This window comes from Xanthobacter cornucopiae (assembly GCF_043195065.2).
Lineage (GTDB): Bacteria > Pseudomonadota > Alphaproteobacteria > Rhizobiales > Xanthobacteraceae > Xanthobacter.
Window position 1 is genome coordinate 1,876,941 of sequence record NZ_CM195531.1, and the last position, 15,984, is coordinate 1,892,924.

Here is a 15,984-nt window from a genome sequence, read left to right on the forward strand (position 1 = left end):
GGCGGCAGCAGGAGCCATTTCCATGGCCCTCGCCCCGCCTGCTCACGCCCTGGACGGGCCGGCCCTCCAAGCACCGGCGACCACGGAACGCACGGTTTCGAATGGCCCGCTGCACGGCACCCTGGTCCTTCCGGCCGATGGCGAACGGACTGCGGCGGCGCTTATTCTGGCCGGGTCCGGCCCGGTGGACCGCGACGGCAATCTGCCCCACGCCCGCAACGACAGCCTGAAAGCCCTGGCCCACGGGCTGGCCGCGCAGGGCATCGCCACCTTACGGGTGGACAAGCGCGGCATCGGCGCCAGTGCCGGCGCAGCCTCGCGCGAGGAAGCGCTGCGCTTCGACACCTATGTGGACGATGCCGTGTCCTGGCTGCGGACGCTGGATGGCGTGCTGGCGGCAGAGGCCGGCGCGGCGTCCCCCGAGGTCCGGCGCCTGTTTCTCATCGGTCACAGCGAGGGCGCCCTGGTCGCCACCCGCGCGGCGCAGCGCCACGCGGTGGCGGGGCTCGTCCTGCTGGCCGGCGCCGGAGAGCCGGCCGGGGCCGTCATCGACCGCCAATTGGCTGCGGCTGCGGTGCCGGACTCCCTGCGGGCGCAATCGCGGCGGATCGTTGCCGCGCTGGAGCGCCAGGCGCCGGTGGCGGACGTACCGGAGGAGCTGCGCGCGCTCTATCGGCCCAGCGTCCAGCCCTACCTCATGTCCTGGCTGCCGCTCGATCCCGCCGCCGAGCTGGCGAAGGTCCAGGCCCCTGTGCTGATCGTCCAGGGCACCACCGACCTGCAGATCTCCACCGGCGATGCGGAACGGCTGGCCGCGGCGCGGCCCGATACGCGGCTGGTGATCGTGGCCGGCATGAACCATGTGCTGAAGCCGGCCCCCGTGGAACGTGGGGCGAACCTCGCCACATACGCCACGCCGGACCTGCCCCTGGCGCCCCGCCTCATCCCAGCCATCGCCGACTTCATGGTTCGCCGCTGACGCGCCGGCCCTTGGCTGTTACGTGCCGGTGGGGATCGGACGGGCGGGTCGCTGGCGACGGGCGCTCGCAGCCCTGGGCGGCTTCTCCCGCGCCGCCGTCTGCGCCGCCTCCAGGGCCCGCCGCGCCAAGGCGGCGAGGTCCTCGGGATCGTCCAGGGCGGCATCGGGCACCCGCCAGAAGCTGCCCATGGTGCGCGGACCGGTCTTGGCCACGTAGGTGAAGGGTGCGGCGCCGCGCGCCGCCAGATCCGCCGCGAACACCGCATCTGCCTTCAGATACAGCAGTCCGTCGGCTTCCAGCGCGAACATGAGGCCATCGGCATAGAGCCCGGCGCCGCCGAACATCCGGCGCGCCCGCACCGGACCGAAAGCGCTGAACAGATCGTCAAGGGTCTGCGCGTCCATGGAAGGCCTCTGCTGCCGGCGGGAGCGTGGCCTCTCCGTCGGGTGAATTCAAGCCCCCGGTCCCGCATGGAAACGGTGCCGCCCGGCGCGGCTGGCCCTGGCGATTGCCATCGTGCCCCGACGCACGCACTCTGCCGCGCCGCCGTTCCGCGCCGGCCATGGCGATTCCCGGATGTCAGACCAGACCTTCCAGTTCCTACACGCCGCCGACCTGCATCTCGACAGCCCGCTGCGCGGCCTCGCGCGGCGCGGATCGGAGGCCGCGGCCTTCACCGACGCCTCGCGCCGGGCCCTCGAAAACCTCGTGTCCGTCGCCGTGGCGGAAAAGGTGGCGTTCCTCATCATCGCCGGCGACATCTACGACGGCGACTGGAGGGATTTTTCCACCGGCCAGTTCTTCGTGCGGCAGATGGGCCGGCTGGCGCGGGAGGGCATTCCCGTGTTCCTCCTGCGCGGCAATCACGATGCGGAATCCGTCATCACCCGCGACTTGCCGCTGCCGCAGAATGTCACCAACTTCTCGGTGCGGAAGGTGGAGACGGTGAGCCTGCCAGACATCGGCGTCGCCCTGCACGGGCGCGGCTTCGCCCAGCGCCATGTGGCGGAGAACATGGCCCTGACCTACCCGGCCGCCGTGCCGGGCCTGTTCAACATCGGGGTGCTCCACACCTCCCTCACCGGCCGCGAGGGCCACGAGGTCTATGCTCCGTGCACGGTGGCCGACCTGGAGCGGGCCGGCTACGATTATTGGGCGCTCGGCCACATCCACCAGCGCGAGGTGGTGGCGCACAGCCCAGCCATCGTCTTTCCCGGCAATCTCCAGGGCCGCCACGCCCGCGAGACCGGCCCCAAGGGCGCCACCCTGGTGCGGGTGGAGGATGGGCGCATCACAGCCCTTGAGGCCATCACCCTGGATGCCGCCCGATTCGAGGCGCTCACCCTCGATCTCACCGGGGCCGACACCCGCGCGGCGCTGCTGGAACAGGCCCGCGCCGCCCTCGCCGCCGCGATCGAGGGCGCCGAGGGCCGCCCGCTGGCGGTGCGCCTCACCCTCGGCGGCCGCAGCCGCCTCGCCGGGCCGCTGCGCGCCGACCCGGTCCAGCTCCACGAGGACATGGTGGCGCTGGCCGCCGAGATCAGCGACACCCTGCTGATCGAGAAGATCGTCCTCCGGCTCGAGGGCCCACGGGCGGCGGCCACGCCCCTGCTCGCCGATTTCGAGGCCATCCTGGCGGCGGTGGCGGACGACCCGCAGGTGCGCGCCGACATCGGCCGCGGGCTGCGCGAGCTGCACGCCAAGGCGCCAAGGCCGGTACTGAAAGCCCTCGGCCAGGAGGAGGCCGACCCCGACACCCTGCTGGCCGCCGCCATCGCCGACGCCCAGGCTGCCGTGCTCGCCCATCTGGCCGGGGACGATGGGGAGATGCCGGAGGAACGGCCATGAGGTTTCTCAGTCTCGGCCTCGACCGTTACGGCCGCTTCACCGACCGCCGGCTCGATTTCGACCCGCAGGCCCGGGTGGTGGTGGTGCTCGGGGCCAACGAGGCCGGCAAGAGCACCGCGCTCCAGGCCGCCTGCGACGCGCTGTTCGGCATCGACGAGCGCTCGCGCTTCAATTTCCTGCACGATTACAAATCCATGCGGCTCTCCGCCACGCTCGCGGCGGCGGACGGGCGCACCCTGTCGTTCGCCCGGCTGAAGCGCCGTCAGGCGACCCTGGTCACCCCCGAAGATGAAACCCCCCTGCCCGACGACGTGCTGGCCCCGTTCCTCGGCGCCCACGACCGGACGGCGTTCCGCGCCATCTTCGGTCTCGACCAGCCGCGCCTGCGCGAGGGCGGGGCCAAGCTGCTGGCCGGCGGCGGCGACCTCGCCGAGACGCTGATCGCCGCCGCCCCCGGCCTCAGCCGCGTCGCCGCCTTGCGCGATCGCATGAAGGCGAGCGCGGCCGAGGTGTTCAATCCCGACCGGCGCAACGCCAAGGCCGCCTTCTACGCCGCCACCGACCGCTATGCCGACGCCCACCGGCGGCTCAAGGACACCGAGTTGCGCGGCGACGAGGTGAAGGCCGCCCGCGCCGCCGCCGAGCGCGCGGCGCGGGCCCGCGCCGACGCCGAAGCGACCGAGACCGACGCCGCCGGCGCCGCGCGCCGCGCCCAATCCCTGCTGCGCGCCGCCAAGGAGCTGCGCCTGATCGCCCAATGCGAAGCGGACCGCGCCGCCCTCGGCCCCTTGCCGGAGGTGGAGGCCCGCTTCCCCGACACCGCGCGCGAGCGGCTCGCCGCCCATGCCCGCGCCGCCGAGGCCGCCGCCCGGGCCACCCTCGCCGAGACCCAGGCCCGCCACCTGCGCGCCGCCATCTCGGTGGACGACGCCATCCTGGCAGTGGCGGACGAGGTGACCCGCAGCGACGAGGAACGGGCGCAGGTGGAAAAGGAACTGGTGAGCCTGCCCAACCGCCAGCGCGAGGCCGATGCCGCCCGCGCCGGGCTGCAGCGGATCGCCGCCGGCCTCGGGCTCGCGGACGTGGAGGCGCTGCGCGCCCGCCTGCCAAGCCCGCCGCTGCTGAAGCGGGCCGAGGCGCTGGCGGACCGCCGCCGCGACCATGCCGCCCGGCTCCAGGCGCTGGAGGAGGACGCCGAGGCCCTCGCCCGCCGCCGGCGCGAGGTGGAGGCGCGGGCCCAGGGCCATCCCCCGGTCACCGATCCGGCCCCGCTGCAGCGCCAGGTGGAGGCCCTCGACGGCGCCGAGACCCGGGCCGCCGCCGCCGCCACCCTCGCCCACCGCCTGGCCACCGCCGCCGAGGCCCGGGCCGCCCGCGTCGCCCGGCTGCCATTCGGCCCTTGGCGGGCGGAGGATCTGGCGTCCCGCCCCCTGCCGGACCGGACGGCGGCCGATGCCGCCCTGGCACGCCTCGCCGGCGCCAGCGACAGCGCCGCCCGCGCCCGCGAGCAGCGCGAGGCGCTGGCGGAGCAGGAAGCTCAGCTTCAGGCCCGCCGCGCCGTGCTGGATGCCGCCGGCACCGCGCCCACCGCCCAGGCCATCGCCGCCAGCCGCGAGGCCCGCGACGAGCTGTGGCGGCAGTTGCGGCCCGTGCTGCTGGCCCAGCGTCCGCCGCTGCCCACCGACGGCGCCCAGGCCGAGGCCTTCGAGCGTGCCCTCGCCGCCGCCGACCGGCTGGCCGACGAGCGGCTGAGCGAAAGCCAGCGCCTCGCCGATCTCGCCCGCACCGCGCTCGACCTCGCCGATCTCGCCGCCCGGCACGCCGCCGCCGCGACCCGCCACGCCGCCGCCGAGGCGGCGCGCGATACCGCCCTCGACCACTGGCGGCATCTGTGGCGCGCCAGCGGGCTGGCCCCGACCCCGGACGCCGGCGCCATCGCCCTGCTGCGCGAGGTGGAGGCGCTGCGCCAGGAGACCGAGGTGCTGGCGGCGCAGCAGGCCGAAGCCGCCCAGCTCGCCGAGGCGGTGCGCTGGGACCGCGCCCGCGCCGAGGCCCTGCGCGCCGACCTCGCCTTGCCGCCGCTGGGCGACGCGCCAATCCGCATGGCGGAACTGCGCGCCGCCGTGGCCGGGCGTGCGGAGGCGTTCCAGCGCCAGCGCGACCAGACGCGCGACCGCGCGCGCCTTGATGCGGACGCCGCCAGCCTTGGCGTCCGGCGCGACGCCCTCGATGCCCAGGCCACCGGCTTCGCCACCGAGATCGAGCAGGTGTTTCCCGCCCTCGCCATCCGCCCCGAAGCCACCCCGGGCGAAGCCCGGGCTGCCCTGACCTTGTGGCACGAGGCCGCCACCCTCCACGAGCAGCTCACGACCGCCGAGCGGCGCATCGCCGGCATCGAGCAGGACGAGCAGCGCTTCGCCGCCGGCGTGGAACGGCTGCTGCGGCGGCTCCAGGATACGGCCCGAGGCACGCCCGCCCAGAACACGACCCGGGACCCGACCCGAGGGGCGCTCCAGGTCGCCGCCGCCGATGGCCTGCCGGCCACGGTCCGCGCCCTGCGCGCGCGACTGGACAGCGCTCGCCAGGCCCATGCCCGCGCCGACGCCGCCGACGCCGCCCTGGCCGAGCGAGCAGCCACCGCGGCGGCTGCCGCCGCCGCCCTGGAACGGTCGCAGGCCGCGTTGGCCGAAGTGCTAACCCGCGCCGGCGTCGACGACCCCGCACACCTGCCGCAACGGCTGGACCGGCTGGAACAGGCGGCCCAGGGCGCCACGCTCCTCGCCGCCGCCCGCGCCCGGCTCGACGACCTGCGGGGCGCGCAGGCGGTGGAGGACATCCGCGCCGCCATCGCCGGGCGCGACGACGAGGCCCTTGCCCGCCACGCGGACGAAACGGCCACCGCCCACGTCGCCGCCCGCGCCGCCCGCGACGGCGCCATCGAGCGCGACACCGAGGCCCGCCGGGAGCAGGAGGCCCTGACCCGCCGGACCGGCGCCGCCACCGCCGCCCAGGAGGCGCAGGACGCCATCGCCGACATCGACGCCGCCATGGCCCGCTTCACCCGCGACCATGTGGGCGCGCGGCTTTTGTCCTTCGCCATCGAACGCTACCGGGAGGCGCACCAGAGCCCCATCGTGACCCGCGCCGCGGGTGCCTTCGCCACGCTCACCGGCGGGCGCTGGAGCGGCATCGCCATCGACTACGACCAGGACCCGCCGCGCCTCGCGGCGGCCCGCGACGGCCGCCTGCATGGCGTCGATGCCCTGTCGGAGGGCACCGCCGACCAGCTGTTCCTGGCCCTGCGGGTGGCCGCCATCGAGGAGCACGCGCGCCGCGCGACGCCGCTGCCGTTCTTCGCCGACGACCTGTTCGTGAGCTTCGACGAGGCGCGCACCGAAACCGGGCTGAGGCTGCTGGCGGAGCTGGGCGCCGTCACCCAGGTCATCGTCTTCACCCACCACGTCCATGTGGCGGAGTGCGCGACGCGGGCGCTGGGGCCGGAGGCCGCCGTCATCACCCTTTGACCCCGGCGGCGGCGGCAGGCGGCGCCGCGCGGCACCGCGCCCAGCCGTTGGCGGCCCGCAGCCCGCGGCGGGGGATCAGACCCAAGGCCACGCGGCGCTTGATCGGACCCAGCTGGCACTGGTCGAAGATCGGGCCGATGGTGTCACCCCCGCCCGGCGCGCGCGCCACGCCCGGCGGCGGACCAGCGGGCCGCGCGGCGCTGCGGTGGCGGCGCGCTCGCGCGGGCGGGGCGCACGAAACGCCCGGCCTGGCGCAGGGCCTGCCCCAGCTCGGTCCGCCGCTGCTGCTGCGCCGGCCGCGTTTCCGCCCCCGGCACCTGCCGGCCGAGCTGGTCCAGAAGCCGCTTGCGCCGCAGCCGGCGGCTGGCGATGCGCGCCGCCGGCCGGCGCAGCAGGCGCCGCAGCATCCGACGGCGGCGCAGGCGCTCGGCCGCGCCGTCCTCGCGCGCGCCCTGCGACAGGAAGATCTGTTCGAGAATCACGGCATCCAGGGTCACCGCGTCCAGAAAACCGAGATCGACCTTCCCGCTGGTCCTGATCATCCAGCCCCTCCTTCCAGTTGCATCCTCCGGCGATTATTGCCCCGTTCCCGCTTCAGGCGGATGAGCCGGGCGTCCCGCGCCTGTTCCGCCGGTCCCAAACCCCAGGGGTGAGGACCGCGTCGGGTGCCCAGGGACAGGCGTTCCGCGGGGCAAGCTGGCTGCCCGGCCGTGGTGAAGCCCCGTTTCGCCGGCTATAGAGCGGCCGGCGCCGCGGACGGCCGCCGGCGGCGAGGGGAGAGAACGGGCATGAGGATGATCGGCTGGCTCTGGCGCTGGGCCCGGCGGGCCGCCGCCGCCCTCCTCATCGTGCTGGCCACGGTGTTCGCAGTGCGGGCGGTGGACGCCTGGCGCGGCCCGCCGCTGGAGCCCTGGCACACCTTCGTGCCCCATGAGATGAGCCGGGCCGAGATGGCCACGGCCGACCTTGCCGCCTACCGCGCCGCCGAGGATGCGCTGTTCGCCACCGTGCGGACCGAGGTGACGGACAAGCTGCCGCCGCGCGACCGCCAGCGCTTCAACCGTTATTTCGCCGACAGCCCGATCTATCCCGGCCACTTCGCGCAGGACTTCAACCGCACCTTCGTGCTGGAGCCGGAAGGCGAGACCCTGGGCGCAGCCGTGTTCCTGCACGGGCTCACCGATTCCCCCTACAGCCTGCGGCATCTGGCCCGGCGCTACGCGGCGCGTGGCTTCGTGGCCATCGCCATCCGCCTGCCCGGACATGGCACCGTGCCAGGAGCGCTGACCGCCGCCGATCACCAGGACTGGATCGCCGCCACCCGCCTCGCCATGCGCGAGGCCCGCCGCCGCGCCGGCCCCGACAAGCCGATCCACCTCATTGGCTATTCCAACGGCGGCGCGCTGGCCCTGATGCACGCCCTCGACGCCCTCGACGACCCGGCGCTGGTGGCGCCGGCCAAGATCGTGCTTCTGTCGCCCATGGTCGGGGTGACGGAATTCGCCCGCTTCGCCGGCGTCGCCGGCTGGCCCGCCCTGTTCCCGGCCTTCGCCAACGCCGCCTGGCTATCCCTCATCCCCGAGTTCAACCCCTTCAAGTACAACTCGTTTCCGGTGCAGGCGGCGGGCCAGTCGTTCCAGCTCACACGCGCGCTCCAGGCCAACATCAACCGCCACCTGCGCAGCGGACGGCTGGCCGGCCTTGCCCCCGTGCTCACCTTCCAGTCGGTGCTGGATCACACCGTCAGCACCCGCGCCGTGATCGAGGCGCTGCATGCCCATCTCGACGACAACGGCAGCGAGCTGGTGCTGTTCGACATCAACCGCAACACCCACTTCGAACAGTTGCTGAATGCCAGCGCCGATACCGCCCTGGCGCGCCTGCTGCCGCCCGCCCCGCGCCGCTTCCGCACCTCGGTCGTCACCAATGTCGACCCGGCCTCGGACCAGGTGGAGGCCCGCGTGACGGCGGCCGGCGCGAGCAGCGAAACGGCGCGGCCGCTGGCGCTGGCCTATCCGCCGGATGTCTATTCGCTGTCCCATGTGGCGCTGCCGTTCCCGCTCACCGACGGGCTCTACGGCCTGACGCCGGACCCGAACGACAGCTTCGGCGTGCGCCTCGGGGACGTCGCCGCGCGCGGGGAAACGGGCGCGCTGATCGTCAATGTGAACATGCTGGTGCGCATGTCCTCCAACCCGTTCTTCGACTATCTGCTGGAACGGCTCGACGCCGGCCTGCCGCCTCCGCGCCCGTGAGCGGGAGGCGGCGGCGCCCGGCGCGCCCTCAGGCTGCCGGCTCCTCGTCGGCTGGCACGCCGGAGAGCACCTGCGCCACCGCCCGGGTGGCCGGGTGGTGCGCGCACAAGGTGACGGCGGTGATGAGGATCGGCACGCCGATGAACGCCCCCGGCACCCCCCACAGGAAGGCCCAGAAGAACACCGCGAACAGCACCAGGAACGGCGACACCGCCGTCGCCTTGCCGGCGATGCGCGGCTCGATATAGCTGCCCGACAGGAACTGGATGAGGTTGAGGCAGACGAACACGAACAGCGCCATTTCCCAGGATTCGAACTGCGCCAGGGCGAACAGGGTCGGCAGCAGGGTGGCCATGAACGGGCCGATGAACGGAATGTAGTTGAAGGCAAAGGCCATGGCGCCCCAGGCCAGGGCCAGCTCCAGCCCCGCGGTGAGGGTGAACAGCCACACCACCGCGCCGGTGGCAATGCTCATGAGGGTGCGCACCGCCATGTATTTCTGCAGCTTGCGGGCGGTGTCGGCCCCCGCCGCCAGCAGGAAGGCCCCGGTGAAGCCGCCCTTTTCGCGCCGCGCCAGCGCCTTGAGCTGGCTTGTCAGCGCATCCACCTCCAGCAGCCCCAGCAGCACATAGACGAAGGTGAAGACCAGGAAGCTCGCCAGTCCCTGCAGCCGTCCGGACACATCCTGGAACAGGCGCAGCAGCCAGCGCACGTTGAAATGCTCGGCGATCACGCCGGCCAGCACGAAGCCGTGCCCTTCCAGCCAATCCCCGAGCTGGCCATACAGGGCCTGGAAGCGGGGGGCGTTCTGGAACACCCACTGGCCCACATGGCTGAAGCCCCAGGCCACCACCGAGGTGACCGCCCCCACCACCGCCAGGGTGATGCACAGCGTGGCGAGCACCGCGATGAGCTTGGGCAGGCGCGCCTGCAAGGCCTTCTGCAGCGGCCACACCACCGCGATGACGAACAGCGCGAACGCCACCGGCGCGAACAGGCTGTCGCCCACCGCCAGCGCCGCGCCCACCACCACGGCCGCCATGAGACCCATCATCACCGGCATCGTCCACCCCTTCCCCGCGGCTGAGGCCGCCGGCCTTACGCCACTTTATGATCGAACACGAATTCCAGCCGCATGGACTTGAGCTTTTCATAGAGCCGCACGTCCTGGGCATAGGGCCACCAGGCGTAGAGCAGCAGCTCCAGCGGATGCCACAGCCCCACCCACCCGGCGATGATGAAGCCCTCCACCAGCACCTGTCCCACCAAGCTTTCCGAACCGACCAGCGTCTCGGTGACGGCGGACAGGCCAAGGCAGAGGAACAGGAACAGGGCGCCCATGCGCAGGGCGTGGCGCCCTTCCAGCCGCAGCTCGGTGATCTTGCGGCGGCTGTACTGGATCTGCTTGTCGCAATACCGCTCCAGGTAGCGCGGCATGTTGGCGATGCGCGCGTCCGCCGCATCCGCCTCGGGCAGGTGGACGATGGCGCGCAGGCTTTTTTTCTTCCAATCCGCCTGCGCCTTCAAAGCATCCATCAATTGATCGATACCGGAAATGTCGAGATCGTCACCCTCGAAGGGGTCGATTTCGGGAACCTGAAAGAAATTCTTCACATCGCTGAGATGAAGATGGATCTCGTTCGCCGTTCCACTCATCGACAAATCGCCTTCCGCGCCGTGCTGCGCCGCAATAGCAGAGCCGCGGGGCAGTGGCGAGGCCGCGACACGCCGGCCTTCGCCGCCCGCCATGTCCGGCTCCGGCGCCCCGGCGCGGCCCTTCGGCCACGCATAGGATACGGTACACTATTCCGGCGCGACATCATTCTCATCGCCCCCGCGATCCTCTATGAGAAGAACCGACCGAACCCGAAGGACGCGCCGCACGCATGGAACGCCGCACCGGCAAGCTCATCTTCCGCGCCGGGCAGGTTCTGGCGCTCGTCGCCGCCTGCGCCGTCCCGCTGTCCCTGTCCGGCTGCGCGCGGCCCGACGGCGTGCTGCTTCCGGTCACCGTCGGCCCGGAGATCGGCAGCAAGGTGGACATGCTGGTGGCGACCACCCGCGCCCCGTCCGAGGTGCCGGGGCAGGTGTTCAGCGGGGAGCGCGGCGACAGCCTCTCCTTCGCCAACATCGTGGTGAACATTCCGCCGAACCGCGAGCCCGGCTCCATCCAGTGGCCGTCCCAGGTGCCGGGCAATCCCGAGCGCGAGTTCGTGGTCACCCGGCTCGACCCGCTGGCGCGCAGCCAGGTGCTGCCCTGGTTCCAGAAGCTGCCGGGCAACAAGCGGCGGGTGCTGGTGTTCGTGCACGGCTTCAACACGCCGTTCGATTCGTCCGTGTTCCGCTTCGCCCAGTTCGTGAACGACAGCCAGCCCAACCTGGTGCCGGTGCTGTTCTCCTGGCCCTCGCGCGGGCAGATCACCGGCTATGTCTATGATCGCGAGAGCACCAATTTCTCGCGCTCGGACCTCGCCTATGTGCTCGCCGCCGCCGCCAGGAGCCCGCATGTGGACGAGGTGGTGGTGCTGGCCCATTCCATGGGCGCGTGGCTGACGGTGGAGGCGCTGCGCCAGCTCGCCCTGCAGAACGGCCGCATTCCGCCCAAGATCTCCAACGTGATCCTGGCCTCCCCCGACCTCGACATCGACGTGTTCGAGCGCCAGGTTCAGGAGATGGGCCCGAAGCGGCCGGCGATGACCATTTTCGTGTCGCGCAACGACCATGCCCTCAGCCTGTCGCGCGCCATCGCCGGCGACGTGCAGCGGGTCGGCGCTCTCGACCTTACCGATCCCAGCTACGCCGCCCGGCTGGAACAGGCCAACGGCATCACCGTGCTCGACCTGACCGCGCTGCAGGGCGGCGATGCGCTGAACCACACCAAGTTCGCCACCCAGCCGGACATGGTCCGCCTCATCGGCGACCGGCTGATGGCCGGCCAGGACATTTCCGAAGGGGTGAGCGGCCCGGCCGGTGCGGTGGATGCGGTCGGCGGGGCGGTGGGCGCGGTGGTCACGGCGCCGATCCAGGTCTTCCGCGCCGGCATGACCGCCCGCTGACCCCCGGCCCCGGTGCACCGGGGCCCCCTCCCGGGCCAGCGCGCCGGCGCGCTGTGAACCGCCGCCCTCTCGAAGCCGGCGCAGCGCACACCGCCCGGCCACGATCGTGACCGGCGACGCACGCGCAACGCCGGCGACGGCGGCCAGCCCGCTTGCGCCCGGGCGCGCCACGCTGCGCGCCCGCGGGACGCCGCTCAGCGCACCCAGCGGCCGGGGATGAACACCCACTCGCCGCGCCGCATGACCCACTGCGGCCCGACGAAACGGTAGCCGGAGCGGTTGCGGATCCAATAGCCCTCGTTCCACACATGGCGGCGGTGGCGGCTGCTCCAGGCCCAGTAGCCCGGCACCCAGGTATAACCGGGGCGCGGCCCGGGCCGATGCTGGCTGCGCGGCGGCGGCGGCTGGTTGATGGGCGGCCCCATGGAGCGCTGGTTCGGCGGCTGCCACTGCTGCGCCTCGGCCTGGGGCGCGGCGGCCACGGCGGACGCACCGGCGGCCAGAAGGAGACGAAACACTCCGCGGCGAGACAACATCGGCAACACTCCTGATCGATCAATGCGGGGTCTCGGCCAGCCACGGCCCGCGCCGGGGCGGCGACCGATCGGCCTCGAGGCCTCCGGCCAGGACCCTGGCGACACCAACGCCCCCCGGTGCGCCCGGCCGAGGCCCCGGGGTGGGGAACGCGATCCCGCGCCCGCTGCGCGGAACCACGGCGGCGATTTTAGGTGCAAGCCCCGGGGCCTGCCATGAGCACAGCGTATCGGAGCTGTGCCGGGCGTCCCAATCGGAACCCGTCCGGCAAGACCCCTCCGGCAAGACCCCTCCGCCCCTTGTCCGCCCCCCGTCCGTCCCCGGTCCGCCGGCCGTGCCGAGGTCGACGAAAGGTGTGGGTGCACAGCCACGTTCATACCATATTCAGGCTCAACATCGGCGGGGCAGGGCGCGGGCGGGCGCCCCGCCCCTCCCGCGCCCGGATGGCGCCTGTTCCGGCGGCTGGCAACGGCCCGGCGGACCCACCCGAGAGACGATGACCGCGAGAGACGATGACCGCTCCTGCCTCATCCCCCCCTGACAGGCCCGACGCCGGGCCCGCCTCCAGCCTGCTGCTGGCGCCGTACCGGTTCACCACCCGGACCCTGGCTGCCGCCGACCAGTTCGCCGCGTGGCGCGACTTCATCGCACCCACGGTGGACCTGAGCCTCGTCGCCAGCCCGGATGGCGCGTTCGCAGCCGAGCAGGAGGTGTGGGACCTGGGCAGCATGGCCCTCACCTGCGCCACCATGCCGGGCGCGGGCCATGTCCGGGCCTGGCGCCACTGGCGACGCCCGGCGCTGGACCACTGGTGCCTGGTGCTGTGCCCGCCCCCCGGCGGCCCAGGCGCCCCGCAGGCGGCGAGCCTGGGCCTGCGCTCGCTCGCCTCGCCATTCCAGGGGGCCGGTGCCGACGACCGCGTGCTGAGCCTGTTCCTGCCGCGCGACCTGTTCCCCCATCTGGCCGCAACCTTCGACCAAGCGCCCACCGACCTGCCCGCACAGGGACTGGCCGGCATCCTGGCCGAGCACCTTTCGAGCCTGCACCGTCACCTGGCGCGGACCCGGGCCGAAGACCTGCCCCAGCTTGCCGCCGCCACCCAGGCGCTGGTGGCGGCCTGCATCGCCCCCCGGTCGGATGCGGCGGCCGGCGCCGGCGACCTGATCGCCCATACCCTGCGCGAACGGGCCCGGCGCCTCATCCGCCGCGACCTGTCCTCGCCGGCCCTGTCGCCGGAAGCCCTGTGCCGGGCCCTTGGCGTCTCCCGCTCGCGCCTGTACCGGCTGTTCGAGGAGCTGGGCGGCGTCTCCCGCTACATCCAGCGCCAGCGGCTGCTGGCCGCCTTCGCCCGCCTGAGCGACCCCGAGGATCGCGACACCGTGGCGCAGATCGCCGAGCGGCTGGGCTTTCTCGATCATTCCGGCTTCAGCCGCGCGTTCCGGGCCGAGTTCGGCCTGTCGCCGAGCGAAGCGCGCGCGGCCGGCCGAGGCTCCAGGCCCAGCCCGCCACGCGCCCCCTCGCCGCCGGCGCAGGGACTGCGCGATCTCGGCCACGTGCTCGGCCGCCTCCAGCCGTAGCCGGCCACCAGGCTCCGGCCGGGCACGAGCCGCTCAAGATATTGTGAGGTCCTTTCGCCAACGAGCCGACGTCTCCACTTGATCCTGAGCAAGGACCCGGAAAGCATCCGGGAGTTTCATGCTGTTTGCCGACGCAGGGTTCCGGCCCGCGCCGCATCGGGTTTGGAGACCCAAGGGGGGAGGCGCTTCATGTTGTCCCTGGTTTCGCTCGCGCTGCTCGCGTCCACGGCCGTCATGGTTCTGCGTTGGAGCGAGGTTCAGGCGCCGCAGCCGCGTCTGGTGCGCGTTCGCGCGCGCCATCGGCCGTGAAGGACCTCGCGCTCGGCGAGGTTTATCAGGTGCTGGAACCGGGGCCGGTGGTCTTGCTGACCACCAGCCGCCGGGCCCGGCACAACATCATGACCCTGTCCTGGCACATGATGGTGGAGTTCACCCCGCCCCTCGTGGCCTGCGTGGTCAGCGTCGCCGATTTCAGCCACGCCGCCCTGAAGGCGACCCGACAATGCGTGATTGCCGTGCCGGCGGTGGAGCTGGCGCGCAAGGTGGTCGGCATCGGCAATTGCTCCGGAGCAGACACGGACAAGTTCGCCAGCTTCGGGCTCACCGCGCTGCCGGGCGAGAAGGTGGAAGCGCCGCTGATCGGAGAATGCTTCGCCAACCTTGAGTGCAAGGTGGTCAACACCCGTCTTGCCAAGAGTCATAACCTGTTCATCCTGGAAGTGGTGAAGGCGTGGCGCGACCCCGCCCAGAAGGCGCCGAAGACCATCCACCATCAAGGCTACGGTCGATTCGTCGTGGACGGCGACGTCCTCACCATTCCCTCCCGCATGCCCTGAGGTGATCTGGATGGACGGGCAATGCGGTCGGCGTGCAGCCGCCACGGGGCGGGCGGCACGGCGCCGGAACGACCCGGCTTCGTAGCGCCACGGGGCCGCTCCCTGACCGGCGCAGATCGGCATTGAGAGCAGATCGGCATGGGGCGGATCGGCATTGGGAAAGCGCGGTGCCGGGGACGGTGGAGGACAGGCAGCGGTGGGCGCGCCCGGCGACGTCATTGAAATTCGCCTTGAGCGGATCCTGCAGCTCTTCAACATGCTCGACCCGTTCCCATTCCGGGAACGCGACCTGGATGCCGAAGCGGAAGACTTCATTGTCGGCTGGGCCCGCGAACTGCCCGCCCACCTGCCCATCCGCATCCTCATCCACCTGCCGCCCGGCGAAGCCGGCCGCCCCGAGGCGCTGGGCGCGGGCGAAGCCATCCGCACCTTCTTCCAGGCCCGCTCCGATGCCGTGTCCCGCGAGCTGAAGGAATTGTTCCGCATTGGCGAGCGCATGCTGGTCATCGGGCTCGCCGTGCTCGCCGTGTGCCTGTTCCTGGCACGGGCCGCGGCGGGCGCGCTCGGCAGCGGCACCTTCGGCAGCTTCGTGGTGGAAAGCCTGGTGATTCTCGGCTGGGTGGCCAATTCGCGGCCGCTGGAAATCTTCCTCTATGAATGGTGGCCCCTGGTGCGCCGACGCAACCTGTTCCGCCGTCTCGCCCACGCCGAGGTCAGGCTGACGGACGAGGGCCCCGCGCCGTCCCCCGCGCACCACGCGCCCGCGGCATGAAAATGCGCTATGATGAAACTGATCATCAGCTGGAGTTGCGGGCGTTTGCCGCGCGGCGCACGGCAGGTCGAAGCCGAGATGGTTCGTATAATAACACCGAAGCGGGGCCGCCCGTCGCGTCCCCACAGGGAGAGGCACCATGGCCGAGGCACCTGACCTGTCGATTCCCATCGAAAAAGTAAGCTTCCTGATCCAGCTCGCCCGCCAATTCGACGTCAAGGACGCGGTGAGCGATCCCGATTCCGGCTCCAATGCCACCGACGACGCCATGATCTCGGTGCTGGAGGATCATGCCGACGACCCGGTGCGAAGCGAGATCGTCAGCTTCATCCATGGCTTGAACGAGGACGAGCAGGTCGACCTCGTGACCCTGGCCTGGCTTGGACGCGGCGACGGCGAGACCAACAGCTGGGACGAGCTGCGCGCCGAAGCCGCCCGCGCCCACAATGCCCGGACGGCCAGCTACCTGCTCGGCATCCCGTTGCTCGCGGACGACCTTGAGGAGGGCCTGTCCCTGCTCGGCTATTCCGCCGAGGACATTGAGGGCGGGCCTTAGGTGTTTAGTCCCGACCGAGGTCCAGGCGGGAGGCCCGGCCTCATCG

General features: G+C 72.4%; 14 protein-coding genes. 9 read left to right on the forward strand and 5 right to left on the reverse strand.

All coding sequences use genetic code 11. The features are described from left to right. Positions 1-22: 22 nt before the first annotated feature. On the forward strand, positions 23-979 hold the full coding sequence (locus V5F53_RS08355) for an alpha/beta hydrolase (protein WP_393997145.1): 957 nt from the start codon (positions 23-25) through the stop codon (positions 977-979). A gap of 18 nt (positions 980-997) precedes the next feature. On the opposite strand, the gene V5F53_RS08360 is transcribed toward V5F53_RS08355, so the two are convergent. Beyond that, the gene (locus V5F53_RS08360) at positions 998-1,384 is read right to left on the reverse strand and encodes a TfoX/Sxy family protein (RefSeq protein ID WP_393997146.1); all 387 of its coding nucleotides are present in this window, start codon (positions 1,382-1,384) and stop codon (positions 998-1,000) included. Between the two features lie 172 nt (positions 1,385-1,556). Here V5F53_RS08360 and V5F53_RS08365 point away from each other — a divergent pair, with 172 nt between their 5' ends. Further along, positions 1,557-2,828 (forward strand): metallophosphoesterase family protein, encoded by a 1,272-nt coding sequence (locus tag V5F53_RS08365; RefSeq protein WP_393997147.1) that lies wholly within the window; start codon positions 1,557-1,559, stop codon positions 2,826-2,828. Continuing rightward, positions 2,825-6,352, forward strand: a complete 3,528-nt coding sequence (locus V5F53_RS08370) for an AAA family ATPase (protein ID WP_393997148.1) — start codon at positions 2,825-2,827, stop codon at positions 6,350-6,352. Before V5F53_RS08365 ends, V5F53_RS08370 begins: the two co-directional genes overlap by 4 nt. Positions 6,353-6,495: 143 nt before the next feature. Here the strand turns inward: V5F53_RS08370 and V5F53_RS08375 are convergent, their stop codons facing one another. Next, complete coding sequence (locus V5F53_RS08375) at positions 6,496-6,894, reverse strand: hypothetical protein (RefSeq protein ID WP_393997149.1); 399 nt, start codon at positions 6,892-6,894, stop codon at positions 6,496-6,498. A 246-nt stretch (positions 6,895-7,140) separates the two neighbouring features. On the opposite strand from V5F53_RS08375, the gene V5F53_RS08380 reads away from it, so the two are divergent. Further along, positions 7,141-8,607 (forward strand): alpha/beta hydrolase, encoded by a 1,467-nt coding sequence (locus V5F53_RS08380; RefSeq protein WP_393997150.1) that lies wholly within the window; start codon positions 7,141-7,143, stop codon positions 8,605-8,607. A gap of 28 nt (positions 8,608-8,635) precedes the next feature. On the opposite strand, the gene V5F53_RS08385 is transcribed toward V5F53_RS08380, so the two are convergent. Together V5F53_RS08385 and V5F53_RS08390 are read right to left on the reverse strand one after the other, a co-directional pair. Then, positions 8,636-9,670, reverse strand: a complete 1,035-nt coding sequence (locus tag V5F53_RS08385; protein ID WP_509212988.1) for an AI-2E family transporter — start codon at positions 9,668-9,670, stop codon at positions 8,636-8,638. A 35-nt stretch (positions 9,671-9,705) separates the two neighbouring features. Beyond that, on the reverse strand, positions 9,706-10,263 hold the full coding sequence (locus tag V5F53_RS08390; RefSeq protein WP_393997152.1) for a hypothetical protein: 558 nt from the start codon (positions 10,261-10,263) through the stop codon (positions 9,706-9,708). Between the two features lie 230 nt (positions 10,264-10,493). On the opposite strand from V5F53_RS08390, the gene V5F53_RS08395 reads away from it, so the two are divergent. Continuing rightward, complete coding sequence (locus tag V5F53_RS08395; RefSeq protein ID WP_393997153.1) at positions 10,494-11,663, forward strand: alpha/beta hydrolase; 1,170 nt, start codon at positions 10,494-10,496, stop codon at positions 11,661-11,663. A 194-nt stretch (positions 11,664-11,857) separates the two neighbouring features. On the opposite strand, the gene V5F53_RS08400 is transcribed toward V5F53_RS08395, so the two are convergent. Then, complete coding sequence (locus tag V5F53_RS08400) at positions 11,858-12,199, reverse strand: hypothetical protein (RefSeq protein WP_393997154.1); 342 nt, start codon at positions 12,197-12,199, stop codon at positions 11,858-11,860. A gap of 510 nt (positions 12,200-12,709) precedes the next feature. On the opposite strand from V5F53_RS08400, the gene V5F53_RS08405 reads away from it, so the two are divergent. From V5F53_RS08405 to V5F53_RS08420, 4 genes are all read left to right on the forward strand, one after another. Further along, positions 12,710-13,774, forward strand: a complete 1,065-nt coding sequence (locus V5F53_RS08405; RefSeq protein WP_393997155.1) for a helix-turn-helix transcriptional regulator — start codon at positions 12,710-12,712, stop codon at positions 13,772-13,774. A 305-nt stretch (positions 13,775-14,079) separates the two neighbouring features. After that, positions 14,080-14,610 (forward strand): flavin reductase family protein, encoded by a 531-nt coding sequence (locus V5F53_RS08410; RefSeq protein ID WP_393997156.1) that lies wholly within the window; start codon positions 14,080-14,082, stop codon positions 14,608-14,610. Positions 14,611-14,806: 196 nt separating this feature from the next. Continuing rightward, complete coding sequence (locus tag V5F53_RS08415; RefSeq protein WP_393997157.1) at positions 14,807-15,382, forward strand: hypothetical protein; 576 nt, start codon at positions 14,807-14,809, stop codon at positions 15,380-15,382. Positions 15,383-15,521: 139 nt separating this feature from the next. Beyond that, the gene (locus tag V5F53_RS08420) at positions 15,522-15,938 is read left to right on the forward strand and encodes a DUF3775 domain-containing protein (RefSeq protein WP_393997158.1); all 417 of its coding nucleotides are present in this window, start codon (positions 15,522-15,524) and stop codon (positions 15,936-15,938) included. The last annotated feature ends 46 nt before the right edge of the window (positions 15,939-15,984 follow it).